Origin of the sequence: Micrococcus lylae NBRC 15355 (assembly GCF_001570885.1) — a bacterium.
GTDB lineage: Bacteria > Actinomycetota > Actinomycetes > Actinomycetales > Micrococcaceae > Micrococcus > Micrococcus lylae.
Window position 1 is genome coordinate 1 of record NZ_BCSN01000020.1, and the last position, 16,439, is coordinate 16,439.

Consider the following 16,439-nt stretch of genomic DNA (forward strand, 5'->3'; position numbering starts at 1 on the left):
GGCCCACCTCCTGGAGGAGGTGGGCCACCGCCGTCGTGGTCCAGGAGGGGCACCGCGGGGCGGGGCTGCGCCACGGACGTCACCCGGCCACCGGGCCTGCGGCGCACGGCGGGCGCCGCTGGCTCAGCGCTCCAGGTAGTCCGGGCAGACCGGGCTGACAGGGGCGCCCTTCTTCTCGAGGACGACCACGTCCCGCTCGTGCCAGACTTCGCTGAAGCCCAGGCGCTCGGCGCGTTCGAGGGCCTGGTCCGGGGTGAGCGGGTCCCAGCCGCCGAGCTCCTCGACCTTGGTGTCCACGATCATCCAGGTGGACAGCTCGTCGCCGATGTCCCCGTGCAGGCCCACATAGGTGCGGGTGGTCAGGTGGGGGACGGCGTTGTCGGCCGCCTCCACGCAGACGCCGTCCGGGATGAGGGAGACGGCGTGGGCGAGGTCCTGGCCGTGCTGGCGCAGGTGCAGCTCGCCGGTGAGCGTGCGGTGGAACGGGAACACCTGGGGGAAGAAGGCGGTGCCGACCAGTCCGGAGGCCAGCAGGACCGAGGCCACTGCCGTGGGGAGTCTCGAGACCTTGGGCCAGCGCAGGCCGAGGCGGGCGGCGACCTCGATCGCGGCCATCAGCAGGATCGGTGCGAGGATCGCGTCGTACTGGTAGACGGGGGACCAGACGTTGAGGCGGTCGTTGAACAGGCGGGAGCAGATGATCGGCAGCGCCATGAGCGTCACCGGGCTGAGCAGCGGCAGCAGGAGCAGCGGCACGAAGTGCAGCAGCCACAGGGCGACCTTCAGCGGGTGGTCGAACAGCACGGCGACGGCGTTCCAGGGCTGGGTGAGCAGGAACGTCAGCGAGCTGCCCATGTCCGGGCCGAGGGCCGTGAACTGCCAGTATCCGAACGCGCCGCTGGGGGAGAAGTGCGGGATCACCACCGAGGTGGCGAACCAGTAGCCGACCAGGCCGGACACGAAGGTGACGAGCGCCGGCCACCAGTGGCGGCGGATCGCCATCACCAGGGCGATCGCCACCAGGGTGATGCCCATGTCCTCGCGGACGGACAGGAGGCTGACGGCCAGCGCCGTGGCGAGCCAGGCCCGGTGACCGTCCAGGGCCCAGATGAGCCACGCCATGATCGGCACACCGAGGGTGATCTCGTGGAAGTCCCAGTTCACCATCGCCTGGAACGGCCACCACAGCAGCAGGGCCGCGGAGGCGATCATCGCGGTGACGTGACCGGTGCGGCGGCGGGTGAACAGGTAGACCGGGATCGCGGAGACGGCCAGGCACAGGGCCATCACGATGCCGAGCATCCGCGGGTCGTCCCAGATCCAGTAGAACGGCGCGAGCAGCGCGAGGATCGGGTGGAAGTGGTCACCGAGCAGGTTGAAGTCCACGCCCTTGACCGGGACGATCGGCGCCTTGAACATCGCGTACTGGCGGACGGCCTGGTCGAAGATGCCGAGGTCGTAGCCCTTCGCCTCGTAGGCGGCGAAGCGCAGGAACGAGTGCGTGACGTACAGTGCCGCGAAGGCCGCCATGAGCAGGCCGAGCTGGATCCACTGGCCGCGGGACACCGTCACCGCGGGAACGGGGGAGTGCGGGGCCGTCAGCGCGGCTCTCAGGCGGGAACGCAAGGGACTCCTCAGGGGTCGGCCGTGCACGGGAAGCGCCCCAGGAGGGATTCGAACCCCCGACCGGCGGATTAGAAGGCCGCTGCTCTGTCCGGCTGAGCTACTGGGGCTGGGCATCGGCCAGTCTACTGCTCCGCCGGGGCACGCCGCGGCGGCGTCCGCGGGTCCCTCCTGTCCTGCACAGCCGACCGGACCGGCTCAGCCGTCCACAGAAGCGGGGTGAGCCCTGGCGCCACGGCAGACGTGCCGCGTGGACTGGTCCCAGCGGCCGGCCATCCGGGCCGGTCCACCACCGGAAAGGGATCCGCACATGCAGGACACCATCACCCTCCGCGGCCGCATCGCCACCGACCCGGCCGAGCGCACCACACCGAACGGCGTCACCGTCGTCAACTTCCGCATGGCCACCACCGAGCGGCGCTTCGACCGCGCGGCCGGCCACTGGGCGGACGCCCACACCAACTGGTACAACGTGGCCGTCTTCGGGCGGCAGGCCACCAACGTGCTGCAGTCCACGAAGAAGGGCAACCCGCTCGTGGTGGTCGGACGCCAGCGCATCCGGGACTGGTCCACCGAGGAACGCTCCGGCACCTCGGTGGACATCGTGGCGGACGCCGTCGGGCTGGACCTGAACTTCGGCACCTGCGCCTACAACAAGACGGTCTCCGCACACCAGGCCGACCAGGACTTCCAGGTACGCACCGGGCAGCCGGGGGAACCGCAGGAGGTCGACGAGGCCGATGTGCCCGAGGGGCATCGTGTGGACCCGGACACCGGCGAGCTGGCCCGTGTGGGCGAGTCGCTGGCGGACCCGTGGTCCGCAGAGGTGCCCGGCGACGCCGGGGGTGAGGAGGCCGAGGAGGAGTTCGAGGAGGCCGCCGCCGAGGCGTCTGAGCGCACCCCGAGCTGGGCGTGAGTCTCGTCTCTCGGGCGAAGGTGGCCGTCGAGGCGAGGTTTTCGGCGGCCACCGACTAGCCTGGTGAGCATGGCGGAATTCATCTACACCATGGTCAAGGCCCGCAAGAAGGTGGGCGACAAGCTGATCCTGGACGACGTGACGATGTCGTTCTTCCCCGGCGCCAAGATCGGCATGGTCGGTCCCAACGGCGCGGGCAAGTCCACGATCCTGAAGATCATGGCCGGCCTGGACGAGCCCTCGAACGGCGACGCCCGGCTGAGCGCGGGCTACAGCGTCGGCATCCTCATGCAGGAGCCCGAGCTGGACGAGGACAAGACGGTGCTCGAGAACGTCCAGGAGGGCGTGGGGGAGATCTACCGCAAGATCCAGCGCTACAACGAGATCTCCGACGAGATGGCGAACCCGGACGCGGACTTCGACGCCCTCATGGAGGAGATGGGCTCGCTGCAGACCGAGATCGACGCCGCCGACGCCTGGGACCTGGACTCCCAGCTCGAGCAGGCCATGGACGCGCTGCGCTGCCCGCCGGGCGACTTCCCGGTGACCCACCTCTCCGGCGGCGAGAAGCGCCGCGTGGCGCTGTGCAAGCTGCTGCTGGAGAAGCCGGACCTCCTGCTGCTCGATGAGCCCACCAACCACCTGGACGCCGAGTCCGTGCTCTGGCTGGAGCAGCACCTGGCCTCCTACCCGGGCGCCGTCGTGGCCGTGACCCACGACCGCTACTTCCTGGACCACGTGGCCGGGTGGATCTGCGAGGTCGACCGCGGCCGCCTCTACCCGTACGAGGGCAACTACTCCACCTACCTCGAGACCAAGCAGAAGCGCCTGGAGATCCAGGGCAAGAAGGACGCGAAGCTCGCCAAGCGCCTCGCCGAGGAGCTGGACTGGGTCCGCTCCAACACCAAGGGCCGCCAGGCCAAGTCGAAGGCCCGCCTGGCCCGCTACGAGGAGATGGCCGCCGAGGCCGAGAAGACCCGCAAGCTGGACTTCGAGGAGATCCAGATTCCGCCGGGCCCGCGCCTGGGCAACGTCGTCATCGAGGCCACCGACCTGAAGAAGGGCTTCGACGACCGCGTGCTCATCGACGGCCTGTCCTTCTCGCTGCCCCGCAACGGCATCGTCGGCGTGATCGGTCCGAACGGCGTCGGCAAGACCACCCTGTTCAAGACCATCGTCGGCCTCGAGCCGCTCGACGGCGGCGAACTGAAGATCGGCGAGTCCGTGAAGATCTCGTACGTGGACCAGACCCGTGCCAACATCGACCCGGAGAAGTCGCTGTGGGAGGTCGTCTCGGACGGCCTGGACTACATCAAGGTCGGCAACGTCGAGATGCCCTCGCGCGCCTACGTGTCCGCGTTCGGCTTCAAGGGCCCGGACCAGCAGAAGAAGGCCGGCGTGCTCTCCGGCGGTGAGCGCAACCGCCTGAACCTGGCCCTGACCCTCAAGGAGGGCGGCAACCTGCTGCTCCTCGACGAGCCCACCAACGACCTCGACGTGGAGACCCTGACCTCCCTCGAGAACGCGCTGCTCGAGTTCCCGGGCTGTGCCGTGGTCGTCTCCCACGACCGCTGGTTCCTGGACCGCGTGGCCACCCACATGCTGGCCTACGAGGGCACCGAGGAGAACCCGGCCAACTGGTACTGGTACGAGGGCAACTTCGAGTCCTACGAGAAGAACAAGGTGGAGCGCCTCGGCCCCGAGGCCGCCCGCCCGCACCGCGTCACCCACCGCAAGCTCACCCGCGACTGACCGCGTCCGAGCCTGCCCCGCGGCCCGCCGTGCGAGCACTCCTCGACGGCGGGCCGCGGTCGGTGCCGGCCGAGCCGGCGGACACCCGTGCTGCCGATCAGGCTTTTCGTGCCGCCGATCAGCCCTTTCGACGCGGGCGCCGCATCACCGTCTTCATCGCCAGGGTCTGCAGCGCACCCTGGACCTTGGCGGTCACCGCATCGGACCCCTGCGGCAGGCGGAGCATGCCCTCCTGCGCGACCGTGGCCACCAGCTCCCCGTCTCGGGTGAAGACGTGTCCCTGGCCGAGGCCGCGCGAGCCCTGGGCGGACGGGCTGGACTGGACGTAGAGCAGCCACTCGTCGACGCGGGCCGGACGATGGAACCACATGGAGTGGTCCAGGGAGGCCACGGACATCTTCGGCTGGGTCCAGGCGAGGCCGTGTTGGCGCAGGATGGGCTCCAGGAGCGTGTAGTCGGAGGCGTAGGCGAGCGCCGCGCGGTGCAGGTTCGGGTCGTCGGCCAGCCGGGTGAAGGTCCGCATCCAGACCATGTTCGTGTTCGTACGCTCGGCGGCGGGACTCACGTAGACGGCCGGGGCCACGTGGCGGATGTCGAAGGGCCGGGCCCAGGCCCACTCCTGGGCGATGGGGTGGCGGATGTCGCCGAGCAGGTCCGCAGTGGTGGGCAGCTCCTCCGGGGCGGGCACGCCCTCCGGCATGGTCGCCTGGTGGTCGACGCCGTCTGCCGGCGCCTGGAAGGAACAGGTGAGAGTGAGGATGGCCTTCTCGTCCTGGCTGGCGAGCACGCGGCGGACCGAGAAGGAGCGGCCGTCGCGGACCCGCTCCACGGTGAAGGTGATGGGCTTCAAGGCGTCGCCCGGGCGCACGAAGTAGCCGTGCAGCGAATGCGCGTCCCGGCCGGGTTCCACCGTCCGCGCGGCGGCGGCGAGGCACTGGCTGAGCACCTGGCCGCCGAACACGCGACCATGGGCCTGTTCTGGAGTGATGCCGGTGAAGCGAGCGTCGCCGGTGAGCGGATGGGCAGCGGCCTCCTCCAGCTCCAGCAGGCCCCGGAGCATGGCGGTGGGATCGGCCGGAGCGGTGTCCGGACGCACCAGGCCGTGGCGCAGGGGGCGCCGGGCCGGCGAGCCCTGGTTGCCCTCGTGTTCGGGCTCCGGTCCTTGTCTCATGCGTCCTCCTCCTCGGCGCGGTACGGTACCAGCGGTACTGCTCGGCTGCGGCGCGTGGCGGGCCCCGGAAGCCGGAGCCGCCCTGCGACAATGACCAGTATGACTGAGCAGCGCCGCCCCGGAGCCGGATCCGAGACCCATGCAGACCCGTCCCGCCTGACCCTCACTTCGGATGCGGCGGTCGCGGACCTGGAGCAGTTCGCCACACGTGCGAAGAAGGTCTCGGACACCGGCATGCGCCTGCAGCTGATCGGCCCGGCCGCGGAGGGGAAGGACGCCGTCCTCGCCCAGTGGGTGAACGTCATGGCACCGCGTGGACTCGGCGACGAGGTGCCCACGATCCTCGGCCTGCGCACCGTCCCGGTCGCCTCCGCCGAGCACGCCGATGACCTGGACGCGACCGTGCCGTTGGCCGCGGTCCTCGAGCGCACCGCGCGGATGAAGGACTCGGGGCCGGCCGGCGGCGTGGACCGTACCTTCAGCGTCCCGCCGTCCCGGGAGAACCAGCCGTGGACTGCCCTGACGCCGCCGCGCGCGGGCTGGACCCAGGTCGCCGAGGTCGCCCACAAGGACCTCATCATGGTGGCCAAGGACGGCATCACGGCCATCCGACAGGCCCTGCCGACCAACCCCGGGGACGCCGTGGTCCAGCGTCTGCGCGCAGCCGTCTGGGGCCAGATGCTGGGCGAACCGGCCGTTGTCCCCTCCGGATGCGCCTTCGCAGCATTCGCCCTCGGCTTCCTCCCGCCGGAGGGCCGCGCCCGCGTCCTGCAGTCGGGGCCGTGGACGCGCATCGACACCACCGGCGGCTTCGTCCTCCACAGGCCCGCGGTCGCCCTCTGACCCGCCGGCCGTGAGCCTCACCGCCGCCTCGCCGGACGCCTTCCGGCACTTCCCGACGACGGACCCCGCCCCGTCCACCCCGGTGGTGGGCCGGTGCCGCTCAGGCGGGGGGGGTCAGGCCGCTCAGGCGGAGTTGACCATGGAGTGCGCGGCGCGCTCGAGGTAGTCCCAGAGCTCGGCCTCCTGCAGCGGGGCCAGGTCCAGGGAGTCCACGGCGGTGCGCATGTGGCGCAGCCAGGCGTCTCGGGCGGCGAAGTCCACCTTGTAGGGCATGTGGCGCATGCGCAGCCGCGGGTGGCCGCGCTGCTCCGAGTAGGTGCGCGGGCCGCCCCAGTACTGCTCGAGGAACAGGCGCAGGCGCTCCTCGGCGCCCTCCCAGTCATCCTGCGGGTACATCGGCGCCAGCAGCGGGTCTTGGCGGACGTTCTCATAGAACACCTTCGTCAGCTGTGCGAAGGTCTCGTGGCCGCCCACGGCCTCGAAGAAGCTGGTGGCCTGTCCGGGGGCCGCCGGCGCCGAGGCCGCCGCGGACGGGGTGGCGGCGCGGTCGGCGGTGGTCGGGGCGCCGGCAGCGGGGCGCATCGACGGCGGGAGCAGCTGCGGCGTGTCCCCGGAGCGCGCGGCGGGGCCCGCGTCCCGCGCGGCGACCTGCTCGGCGCCGGTGGGCAGGTCTTCCCGCATGACCGGCTCGACTTCGGTGGGCCGGTCCTTCATGCCGGTCACCTGGGACGGGCGGTTCGCCGGACGCGGACGGGCGACGGCGATCGGCGCGCCCAGGCGGGAGGAGAACTCCGGCAGGTGCGGCATCTGGCGTGGTGCCTGCGGGGCCAGCTCCACCGGGAAGTTCAGGGAGTTGGCGATGAAGCAGTCGCGGTGGGCCGGGGCGTGGAGGCCGTCGGCCTGCTCGCGCTGGGCCTCGTCCGCCAGCCACACCTCGGGGCGCAGCGTGGCAGCGGTCATCCGGCCTGCACCGGAGGAATCCACCTCCAGGGTGCCCTCCACCGCCACCGTCATGCCGGTGACGACCACACCGGCGGCGGTGGCGTGGTGCAGGTAGGACAGCGTGTGACACTGGGCCAGCGCGCCGAGCAGCAGCTGCTCCGGGTTCCATTGGGACTCGTCACCGTGGAACGCCCGGGCGGAGGAACCGGAGATCTCGCCCGGGCCGGCGGCCTGCAGCGTCACGTCACGTCGGTAGTCCCTGTACCCGGACGTGCCGGAGCCCTGGTTGCCGGTCCACTCTGCACGGAGGCTGAACTGGTGCTTCATGGCGTCCAGCCTAGTGGCGGTGAACCGGCAGCAGAGCCGGTGCACGGACACAGAGGCCAGCGGCCCGGCACGATCGCTTCTGCCGGGCCGCATCGTCCTTCAGACGACGGCCATCCGCCTCAGGCCTGGCGCGCCTTCAGCGCACGGGCCATGTCGTCGCGGCACTCGGCCACCACGCGGGCCAGGCCCGCGTTGGACCCCTTGATCGCATCCACCAGGGCGGTGGCGCGGTCACAGGTCTGCTGGGAGACCTGCGAGGACGGGAAGCCCAGGGTCGCGGCGGTCTCGGCCATCTCGTGCGAGCGGGAGTTCCACACGCCCTCGATGCCCTCGAAGTACTTCTCCGCGTACTCGGCGATCAGGGCCGGGTCGTTGACGCGCTGGAAGCCCAGCAGCACCTGGCGCTGGGTGGTGTTGGACAGTGAGCCGTCCACGACTTGCTTCCACGCCTCGGCCTTGGCCTCGGCGGTCGGCACGGCGGCGCGGGCCTGGGCGGCGGCCAACGCGCCGGTCGCCGTCGGGTCCTCGGCCTCGGCGGCGGCGATCTCCGCCTCGCCGGCGCGGCCGCCGGCCACCAGCGAGGTGAGCAGCTCCCACTTCAGGTCGGTGGACAGGTCCAGGCCCGGCACCTCCACAGAGCCGTCGTGGATGCCGGCCACGGTGTCCAGCTGGGCGTCGGTGCGGGCGTGCAGGGCCAGGGCCTTCACGAACTGCAGCTGGCTGTCCGAGCCGGCCTCGGCGGCCTGCACCAGCTCCCAGAGACGGTCCGCGGCGGCGGCGCGGGCCTCGGCGGCCTCGTCCTCCGGCACATACTGGCCCAGCGCGGTGGCCAGCTGACGCAGCAGGGTCTGCACCACGGAGGAGTCCTTCTCGTGGCCGATGTTCGCCAGCACCAGGTCGGCGAACCAGCGGCCCGAGGCCTCGCCGTCGCGGGCGGTGTCCCAGGCGCAGGACCACAGCAGGGTGCGCGGCAGGGACTCGGCCACGTCCTTCAGACCGGTGGCGGCGACGGCCCAGGATTCGGTGTCCAGGCGGATCTTGGCGTAGGCCAGGTCGTCGTCGTTCGGCAGGATCACGGCCGGACGCCGGGAGCCGATGGCGTCCGCCACGCTGGTGCGCTCCCCGGCGACGTCCAGCTCATGGCGGGCCACGCGGGTGAGCTTGCCCTCGGCGTCCACGTCGTAGAAGCCGACGGCCATGCGGTGCGGGCGCAGGACCTGGTCGCCCGGGGCCAGAGCAGAGCCGTCCGGGGCGGTCTGCACCAACTCCAGCGACGTGATGGCACCGGACCCGTCGGTCTCCACCTCGACGGCGATGGTGTTCACCCCGGAGGTCTCCAGCCACTGGGCGGTCCACTCGGACAGGTCGCGGCCGGAGGCCTTCTCCAGCTCGACCATGAGGTCCGGCAGCTCGGTGTTGGTCCAGGCGTGCTTGGCGATGTACGCGCGGACGCCGGCCATGAAGTTCTCCTGGCCGACCCAGGCCACCAGCTGGCGCAGCACGGAGGCGCCCTTGGCGTAGGTGATGCCGTCGAAGTTCACCAGCACGTCGTCCAGGTCCCGGATCGGAGCCTTGATCGGGTGGGTGGAGGACAGCTGGTCCTGGCGGTAGGCCCAGGACTTCTCCATGGAGTTGAAGGTGGTCCAGGCGCCGGTGTACTTCGTGTTCTCGGCGGCGGCCAGGGTGGACATGAACTCGGCGAAGGACTCGTTCAGCCACAGGTCGTTCCACCACCTCATGGTCACCAGGTCGCCGAACCACATGTGGGCCAGCTCGTGGAGGACGGTGATGGCGCGGCGCTCGACCATGGCCTCGGGCACGGTGGAGCGGAACACGTAGTTCTCCAGGAAGGTCACGCAGCCGGCGTTCTCCATGGCACCGGCGTTGAACTCCGGCACGAACAGCTGGTCGTACTTCTCGAACGGGTAGGGGTGGCCGTACTGGGCCTCGAAGAACTCGAAGCCCTGGCGGGTCAGATCGAAGATGTTGTCCGCGTCCAGGTGCTCGAACAGGGAGGCGCGGCAGAACACGCCCAGCGGGATGGTGCGGCCGTCTGCGCTGGTCAGCTCGGAGTGGGTGGACTTGTACGGGCCGGCCACGAGCGCGGTGATGTAGGAGGCGATCCGCGGGGTGGGGGAGAAGGCCCAGGTGGCGGTCTCACGGCCGTCCGCGTCGGTGCCGGCGGCGGTCGGCTCCGGGGTCGGCTGGTTGGAGACCACGGCCCAGTCGGCGCGGGCGGTGACGGTGAAGGCGAAGGTCGCCTTGAGGTCGGGCTGCTCGAACACGGCGAACATGCGGCGGGAGTCCGGCACCTCGAACTGGGTGTACAGGTACACCTCGTCGTCCACCGGGTCGATGAAGCGGTGCAGCCCCTCGCCGGTGGTCATGTAGTCGGCCTCGCCGGCCACCACGAGCTCGTTCTCGGCGGCCAGGGGACCGACCTTCACACGGGCGCCGTCGTAGTCGGCGGAGTCCAGCTCCTGCCCGTTGAGGGTGACCGTCGGGGTCTGGGTGGAGACGAAGTCGATCCACGTGTAGGTGCCGACGGCGGCGTCGGCGGCGGTGAAGCGGACGGTGCTCACGGAGTCGAAGCGATCGCCCGGCAGGGTCAGGTCCAGTGCCACGTCATAGGACTGCACCTCCACGGCGGCGGCGCGCTCGGCGGCCTCCTCGCGGGTGATGTTCAGGCGTGCGGCGGTGCTCACGGATGGCCTCCAGAGTCGATCGGTGACGTGTGGCGCGTGGACCCCGTCACGGTGGCAAGGTCCCGGCGGTCCACAATAGGACACATAGGTCGCATGCACCTGATGCGGTGCGCGCCACTGCGGACAGGGAACGACGGTCCCGAACGACGCACGGGCGGGGGAGTGGGCTGCACGTCGGCAGATCTGTCCGATCGTCTCTTGTGCGCCGATACTTGCGGTCCGTAGCGTCTCGAATATCCCGGTCGCCCGCGCGACGTCCCGGAGCGTGTAGTGGCAGGGCCGGAACCGCAACTCAGGTCCGTCAGACGAAGGCAAAGACATCTCATGTGCCCCACTCACCATGACTCCGCCTCGCCCGCTCATGGCTCCCGCCTCTCCGGCGGCAACGCCTACCTCGGTCGTCGGACGCTGACGCTCGGTGGTCTCGCCGTGTTGGCCGGCCTCGGTGCCGCCCCCGCGGCCGCGGTGGAACCGACCACGGTGCCGGTCGACACCGTCGGACCGCATCCGGTGCAGGACCGTCCGCTGGCCGTCGCCGATGTGCGCGGCTTCGCCGGCGGTCACCTGTTCTGGCCCGCGGACGCCACGGCCGGTGCCGACCTGGGGATCGTCGTGACCTTCCCGGGCTTCGCCGAGCCCGGGGCGGTCATGCACGGCATCGCCCGGCGCTTCGCCTCGCACGGATTCGCGGTGCTCTGCGCCAATTCGTTCGCCGGCGTGGAGAACCCGACGCTCCGGGCCACGATGGTCCGCGCGGCCGTCGACGCGGCCCCGAGCCTGCCGGCCTGGGCGGACGTGGTCGACGGCGACCGGGTGGCCCTGGTCGGCCATTCGATGGGAGGCGGCGGCGCGCTCATCGCCGCCGAATCCCTGGCTGTGCGGGCCGTGATCGGCGTGCACCCCTGGACGCAGACGCCGATCACCGGTGTGACGGCCCCTACGCTGATCATCGCAGGAGGCATCGACCAGACCGCGCCGGCCGCCGAGCACGCCGTGCCGATCTACCGCGGCTTGACCTCGGCGGCCGACCGCGGGCTGTTCACCCATCGCCTGGGCACGCACTGGGCGGGCGTCACCCCGGACCGCGCGATCCTGCCCCGCATGACGGCGTTCCTCCGGCTGTTCCTGGACGGCGATGAGGCATACCGCTCGGCGTACCTCGCCCCGGCGCCGGCCCTCACGTCGTTTGAGACGACGACGCGAGGCTGAGCCGACGCATCCCGGGCGTTCCTCAGCGCGCGACCGGGGGCGGTCGTGGGTCACTACGATGTCAGTGACCCACGACCGCCCCCGCCCCATGCGGCCCGCCGAACAGGAGCACCCCATGCGCGTCCACATCGCCACCGACCACGCCGGGATGGAGCTGTCCGCCCACCTGGTGAAGCACCTGACCGCCGCCGGCTACGAGATGGTGGACCACGGTCCTGCCGAGTACGACGCCCTGGACGACTACCCGGGGTTCTGCATCAACGCCGCGAAGGCCGTCGCCGCCGAGCGCGCCGAGGGCCAGGACTCCCTGGGCATCGTGCTGGGAGGCTCCGGCAACGGCGAGCAGATCGCCGCCAACAAGGTCGAGGGCATCCGTGCCGCCCTCGCCTGGAACCTGGACACCGCCCGGCTCGCCCGGCAGCACAACGACGCCAACGTCGTGGCCGTCGGCGGCCGGCAGCACTCCCTCGAGGAGGCCACCGCGCTGATCGAGGCGTTCCTCGCCGAGCCGTTCTCCGAGGACGAGCGTCACGTGCGCCGCATCGGCAAGATCGCCCACTACGAGACCACCGGAGAGGTGCTGATGTGAGTGCCTGAGGGGCACTCTCTGCACCGACTCGCCCGCCAGGTCCAGGACGTCTTCGGCGGTCAGGCCCTGCGTGCCAGTTCCCCGCAGGGCCGCTTCGCAGACGGTGCCGCCCTGCTGGACGGTCAGGTCCTCGAGCGCGCCTGGGCGCACGGCAAGCACTTCTTCGCCGACTTCTCCGGCGGGCTGACGCTCAACGTGCACCTCGGCCTGTACGGTGCCTTCTCCTTCGGCGGAGACGAGAGTTTCGCGGCCGCCTCGTCGATCGGGGCGCCGCGGAGGATCGGGGAACGGGAGCTGCCCTCCGCCGTTGACGACGACGGCCCCTCACCGTCCGCCGCCGTCCCGCCACCGCCTGCGGCCACCGTGCGGCTGCGGCTGGTCTCCGCCCACGGGTGGGCGGACCTGATCGGGGCGTCGACGTGCCGCGTGCTCACGCCTGCGGAGGTCCTTCAGGTCACCGCGAAGCTGGGTCCGGACCCGCTCAACGACGACGACCCGGCACCGTTCCTGCTGCGGGCGGGGAAGACGCGCCGGCCGATCGGGGTGGTGCTGATGGACCAGGCGATGGTCGGCGGCATCGGCAACATCTACCGGGCCGAGTCCCTGTTCCGGGCCGGAGTCGACCCGTGGCGGCCGGCGAAGGACCTGGGGGAGGAGGGTCTGCGCGCCCTGTACGAGGACAACCGCCGGCTGCTGCGGGCCGGCGTGCGGCTCGGGCGGATCGTCACCACCCGCCAGGAGCACAGGCCGGGCGTGACTGCCGAGCAGGCCTGGCCGGAGCACGCGAACTACGTGTATCAGCGGCAGGGGCAGCCATGCCTTGTCTGCGGCGAGGACGAGATCGTCGCCGAGGACATGGCGAGCCGACGGCTCTACCGGTGCATGGTCTGCCAGACCTGAGCGTCCGGCGGCAGGACCCGTTCAAGTGACGGTGAGCAGCAGCGAGGCCAGCGCTGCGATGATCATCGAGTTGAAGAGGAACCCGACGATCGCATGCTCCCGGACGGCCGTACGGGCGGCGCGCCCGGAGAACACGACGTCCTGGGCACCCATCATGGTGGACAGCGTCAGGGACAGGGACACATAGTCCGAGAACACCGGGGCGTCGGAGCCGCGAAAGCGGATCGGAGGCGCGCAGGACTCGCCCGCGGCCCGTGGCCGCTCCGGATCGTGCTGGGCGGCCAGGCGGGCATAGCGCAGCGCCTGGGCCAGGACGATGCTCGTCCAGGACGCCAGGACCGTGACCACCGCCAGGACGCGCATGGTCGGCACGGACCGTGCCTCGGGCATCCACATCGAGACGACCACCACGAGCATCGCCATCATCGAGAACGTGGCGGTGTTGCCCAGCGTGCTGGACTCGCCCAGCACCAGGGCGCGCCAGCCGAGAGGGTTGAGGGACTCCTTCGGTCCGCGGGAGTGCGTGCGCAGCAGCGTGTGCAGGTCCTCCGAGTCCCGGCGGCCGAGCCACCAGTGCAGCACCAGCACGTTCAGCGCGCAGTAGATCGACCACATCAGACACAGCGTCATCAGCCCGGTCATCCAGGTGTGGGGGCGGGCGTCGCCGAGGCCCAGCGCAGCGCCGAGGGGCGGGAGGATCACCAGGGTGCTCAGACCCGCCGCGACGACACCTGCCAGCAGGGACAGGAGGACCATACGCTGCGTGTCGTCCTCCACGACCCGACGATGCCAGGGCCGGTGGATGGATCTGCCCGATGCGTTCCGACGAGTCTGCTCGGTGCTCCCCATGGGACCCATCCTGCACAGGGGCGGCCTCGTCGGCAACGGAGCCGCAGCGCAGTCGGCTCGTGATTTCTGGAGGGGATGACGGGAATCGAACCCGCGTAACCAGTTTGGAAGACTGGGGCTCTACCATTGAGCTACATCCCCACGGCGCCGCCCTCTCAAGCGGAACGGCGTCCACACTAGCACGTGACGCCGGTGCTCCGAGGCACCGCGGCCCAGGTGATCGTCTGGGACGTGGCCGCCGAGTCCGCGGGGGCCGTCGCCGCTGAGGTGCGTGTGCGCGGAGCCGAGGCGCTCGCCGTCGCCGTGGACGTCACGTCCACCGACGCCGTGGCCCAGGCGAGCCGGCAGAGCCCGGAGGTGGACGTCGTCGTGAACAACGCAGGCGTGGTCACCGGTGCCCCGCTGACCGAGGCGACCGAGGCAGGCATCCGCCGTACCTTCGAGGTCAACGCGCTCGCCCCGTACTGGGTCACCCGCGCGTTCCTGCCGGGCATGGGGGCGCAACGCCGGTGTGGTCGTCACCGTCGCCAGCGCCGCAGGCCTGGTGGGGGTGGCTCGCCAGACCGACTACTCCGCCTCCAAGCACGCCGCCGTGGGCTTCGCCGAGTCCCTGCGCGCCGAGCTGCGCAAGGCCGGCAGTGCGGTCCGGTCCCTGGTGGTGTGCCCGTTCTACATCGACACCGGCATGTTCGCAGGAGCACAGACCACGGTGCCGTGGCTGCTGCCGGTCCGTGCGTTCGACGCCGTCATGGACATGCTCGGCGACAATGCCACCATGGACGGCTTCACCGGCCGCGCCGGTGCCGCCGAGCCCGTCGCCGCAGACCGGGCGGCCGACAAGCAGACGCCCCGCACCGGCCGCTGACGGCTCCCGAACGCCCTGCGGCCGCTGCCTGGCCTCCAACGCGGACATTTTCCCTGTGACGGCGCGGCGCGGTAGTCTGGCTCAGTCTGCCGACCGGCAGGCTGCGTCAAGGACGTCATGCCTCTGGCGGGACGGACCGGGTCCACCCGCGTCCCGCAGGCGATCCGGGGTGTAGCTCAGCTTGGCTAGAGCGCGCGCTTTGGGAGCGTGAGGCCGCAGGTTCAAATCCTGTCACCCCGACTCTTCCCTGACATTCCGTACAGACACCGACCCCTACAGGAGCCATCCGTGGTCAAGACCACCGCAGAGAACCTCAGCCCCACCCGCGTGAAGCTGGCCGTCGAGGTCCCCTTCGAGGAGGTGAAGCCGGCTCTGGACAAGGCGTACAAGGACATCGCCGATCAGGTCCAGATCCCGGGCTTCCGCAAGGGCAAGGTGCCGGCGCGTCTGATCGACCAGCGCTTCGGCCGCGAGGTCGTCGTGGACACCGCCGTGAACGAGGGCCTGAACACCTGGTTCCAGCAGGCCGCCGCGGAGGCCGAGGTCACCCCGATCTCCCGTCCCGAGGTCGACGTCACCGGCACCCCGAGCGCCCAGGGCGAGGACCCGGTGACCTTCACCGCCGAGTTCGACGTCCGCCCGGAGATCGAGCTGCCGGACTACAAGGGCCTGAAGGTCACGGTCGAGCCGTCCTCTGCCACCGAGGAGGACGAGAAGGAGGCGCTGGACCAGCTCCGCGCCCGCTTCGGCACCCTGAAGGACGTGGACCGTCCGGCCGCCAAGGACGACTTCGTCACCATGGACCTGACCGCCACCGTCGACGGCGAGCAGGTCGACGCCGCCGAAGGCCTGTCCTACCAGGTCGGCGCCGGCACCATGCTCGAGGGCATCGACGAGGCCCTCGACGGCTTGTCCGCGGAGGAGGACGCCACCTTCGAGACCACCCTCAACGGCGGCGAGCACGACGGCGAGAAGGCCACCGTGAAGCTGGTCCTCAAGGCCGTCAAGGAGCGCGAGCTGCCCGAGGTCGACGACGAGTTCGCCCAGCTGGCCTCCGAGTTCGACACCGTGGCCGAGCTCAAGGAGGACCTGAAGAAGCAGGCCGCCGAGGCCGCTCAGAACCGCCAGGGCGTCGAGGCCCGTGACAAGGTCCTCGAGGAGCTCGTCAAGCTCGTCGAGGTGCCGGTCCCGGACGCGGTGATCGCCGAGCAGCTGGAACAGCACTTCAACTCCCAGGGACACACCGCCGGTGACGACCACGACACCGAGGAGCACCGCGCCGAGCTCGAGCAGAACACCCGTGAGGCGTTCAAGAACGAGGTCATCCTCGACGCCGTGGCGGACGCCGAGGAGGTCTCGGTCGACCAGGGCGAGCTGATCGAGTACATCATCGCCACCGCCTCCGAGTACGGCATGGACCCGAACCAGTTCGCCATGATGCTGGACCAGGCCGGTCAGGTCCCGATGATCATGGGCGAGGTCCGCCGTCGCAAGGCGCTGGCCAAGGTGCTCGAGTACGCGAAGGTGGAGGACACCGACGGCAAGGCCGTGGACCTCACCGCCTTCGTGACCCCGGGCGGCCAAGAGGCCGTGGACGCCGCCGAGGCCGAGAAGGCCGAGGAGGAGAAGCCGGCCAAGAAGGACGAGGGCGAGAAGAAGGCCCCGGCCAAGAAGCCGGCCGCCAAGAAGGCCCCTGCCAAGAAGAAGGCCGACGAGAAGGACGCCTGATCCGCGTGGTCCCCTCGGCG

Annotated in this window: 12 protein-coding genes, 3 tRNA genes and 2 pseudogenes; 9 read left to right on the plus strand and 8 right to left on the minus strand. The window is 70.8% G+C overall.

What is annotated here, in order from left to right; all coding sequences use genetic code 11:
• Positions 1 to 123 precede the first annotated feature (123 nt).
• Together MLY01S_RS05745 and MLY01S_RS05750 are read right to left on the minus strand one after the other, a co-directional pair.
• On the minus strand, positions 124 to 1,626 hold the full coding sequence (locus tag MLY01S_RS05745) for a DUF2079 domain-containing protein (RefSeq protein ID WP_245232173.1): 1,503 nt from the start codon (positions 1,624 to 1,626) through the stop codon (positions 124 to 126).
• Positions 1,627 to 1,659: 33 nt separating this feature from the next.
• Positions 1,660 to 1,733, minus strand: a tRNA-Arg gene (locus tag MLY01S_RS05750).
• 200 nt (positions 1,734 to 1,933) lie between these two features.
• Between MLY01S_RS05750 and MLY01S_RS05755 the strand changes: the two genes are divergently transcribed.
• Together MLY01S_RS05755 and ettA are read left to right on the plus strand one after the other, a co-directional pair.
• Positions 1,934 to 2,539: a single-stranded DNA-binding protein gene (locus MLY01S_RS05755; protein WP_067190178.1), complete on the plus strand. Its 606-nt coding sequence runs from the start codon at positions 1,934 to 1,936 to the stop codon at positions 2,537 to 2,539.
• Positions 2,540 to 2,608: 69 nt separating this feature from the next.
• Complete coding sequence (gene ettA / locus MLY01S_RS05760; protein ID WP_067190180.1) at positions 2,609 to 4,291, plus strand: energy-dependent translational throttle protein EttA; 1,683 nt, start codon at positions 2,609 to 2,611, stop codon at positions 4,289 to 4,291.
• A gap of 118 nt (positions 4,292 to 4,409) precedes the next feature.
• Here the strand turns inward: ettA and MLY01S_RS05765 are convergent, their stop codons facing one another.
• Positions 4,410 to 5,462: an acyl-CoA thioesterase gene (locus MLY01S_RS05765; protein ID WP_067190182.1), complete on the minus strand. Its 1,053-nt coding sequence runs from the start codon at positions 5,460 to 5,462 to the stop codon at positions 4,410 to 4,412.
• Between the two features lie 99 nt (positions 5,463 to 5,561).
• On the opposite strand from MLY01S_RS05765, the gene MLY01S_RS05770 reads away from it, so the two are divergent.
• Positions 5,562 to 6,305 (plus strand): DUF8185 domain-containing protein, encoded by a 744-nt coding sequence (locus tag MLY01S_RS05770; protein ID WP_245232174.1) that lies wholly within the window; start codon positions 5,562 to 5,564, stop codon positions 6,303 to 6,305.
• A 123-nt stretch (positions 6,306 to 6,428) separates the two neighbouring features.
• Here the strand turns inward: MLY01S_RS05770 and MLY01S_RS12780 are convergent, their stop codons facing one another.
• From MLY01S_RS12780 to pepN, 3 genes and pseudogenes are all read right to left on the minus strand, one after another.
• Positions 6,429 to 6,887, minus strand: a complete 459-nt coding sequence (locus MLY01S_RS12780; RefSeq protein WP_209279956.1) for a globin — start codon at positions 6,885 to 6,887, stop codon at positions 6,429 to 6,431.
• 261 nt (positions 6,888 to 7,148) lie between these two features.
• Positions 7,149 to 7,667: pseudogene (locus tag MLY01S_RS12785) on the minus strand (OsmC family protein); the annotation flags it as partial.
• 26 nt (positions 7,668 to 7,693) lie between these two features.
• Positions 7,694 to 10,279 carry an aminopeptidase N gene (pepN, locus tag MLY01S_RS05780; protein WP_067190184.1) on the minus strand — a complete coding sequence of 862 codons (2,586 nt, stop codon included), beginning with the start codon at positions 10,277 to 10,279 and terminating at the stop codon, positions 7,694 to 7,696.
• Positions 10,280 to 10,603: 324 nt separating this feature from the next.
• Here pepN and MLY01S_RS05785 point away from each other — a divergent pair, with 324 nt between their 5' ends.
• The 3 genes from MLY01S_RS05785 (at position 10,604) to MLY01S_RS05795 (ending at position 12,977) form a co-directional block, all read left to right on the plus strand.
• Positions 10,604 to 11,488, plus strand: coding sequence for a dienelactone hydrolase family protein (locus tag MLY01S_RS05785; RefSeq protein WP_067190186.1), 885 nt, complete (start codon positions 10,604 to 10,606; stop codon positions 11,486 to 11,488).
• A 115-nt stretch (positions 11,489 to 11,603) separates the two neighbouring features.
• The gene (locus MLY01S_RS05790) at positions 11,604 to 12,077 is read left to right on the plus strand and encodes a ribose-5-phosphate isomerase (RefSeq protein WP_067190188.1); all 474 of its coding nucleotides are present in this window, start codon (positions 11,604 to 11,606) and stop codon (positions 12,075 to 12,077) included.
• Positions 12,078 to 12,977 (plus strand): Fpg/Nei family DNA glycosylase, encoded by a 900-nt coding sequence (locus MLY01S_RS05795; RefSeq protein ID WP_067190190.1) that lies wholly within the window; start codon positions 12,078 to 12,080, stop codon positions 12,975 to 12,977.
• Positions 12,978 to 12,998: 21 nt separating this feature from the next.
• On the opposite strand, the gene MLY01S_RS05800 is transcribed toward MLY01S_RS05795, so the two are convergent.
• Entirely contained in the window at positions 12,999 to 13,754 is a 756-nt protein-coding gene (locus MLY01S_RS05800; RefSeq protein ID WP_245232175.1) for a DUF1345 domain-containing protein, read from the minus strand.
• Positions 13,755 to 13,893: 139 nt separating this feature from the next.
• A tRNA-Gly gene (locus tag MLY01S_RS05805) sits at positions 13,894 to 13,967 on the minus strand.
• A gap of 126 nt (positions 13,968 to 14,093) precedes the next feature.
• Between MLY01S_RS05805 and MLY01S_RS13115 the strand changes: the two are divergent.
• The 3 genes and pseudogenes from MLY01S_RS13115 to tig form a co-directional block, all read left to right on the plus strand.
• Positions 14,094 to 14,472 (plus strand): annotated as a pseudogene (locus tag MLY01S_RS13115) (SDR family NAD(P)-dependent oxidoreductase); the annotation flags it as partial.
• Between the two features lie 384 nt (positions 14,473 to 14,856).
• Positions 14,857 to 14,931 (plus strand) — tRNA-Pro (locus tag MLY01S_RS05820).
• A gap of 48 nt (positions 14,932 to 14,979) precedes the next feature.
• Positions 14,980 to 16,419, plus strand: a complete 1,440-nt coding sequence (gene tig / locus MLY01S_RS05825) for a trigger factor (RefSeq protein ID WP_067190198.1) — start codon at positions 14,980 to 14,982, stop codon at positions 16,417 to 16,419.
• Positions 16,420 to 16,439 lie beyond the last annotated feature (20 nt).

What these genes read in the sequence shown, in the direction of transcription:
- MLY01S_RS05755 (WP_067190178.1), top strand. Translation starts at nt 1,934, where the DNA reads ATGCAGGACACCATCACCCTCCGCGGCCGCATCGCCACCGACCCGGCC.
- ettA (WP_067190180.1), top strand. Translation starts at nt 2,609, where the DNA reads ATGGCGGAATTCATCTACACCATGGTCAAGGCCCGCAAGAAGGTGGGC.
- MLY01S_RS05765 (WP_067190182.1), bottom strand. Translation starts at nt 5,462, where the DNA reads ATGAGACAAGGACCGGAGCCCGAACACGAGGGCAACCAGGGCTCGCCG.
- MLY01S_RS05770 (WP_245232174.1), top strand. Translation starts at nt 5,562, where the DNA reads ATGACTGAGCAGCGCCGCCCCGGAGCCGGATCCGAGACCCATGCAGAC.
- MLY01S_RS12780 (WP_209279956.1), bottom strand. Translation starts at nt 6,887, where the DNA reads ATGCGCCCCGCTGCCGGCGCCCCGACCACCGCCGACCGCGCCGCCACC.
- MLY01S_RS05785 (WP_067190186.1), top strand. Translation starts at nt 10,604, where the DNA reads ATGTGCCCCACTCACCATGACTCCGCCTCGCCCGCTCATGGCTCCCGC.
- MLY01S_RS05790 (WP_067190188.1), top strand. Translation starts at nt 11,604, where the DNA reads ATGCGCGTCCACATCGCCACCGACCACGCCGGGATGGAGCTGTCCGCC.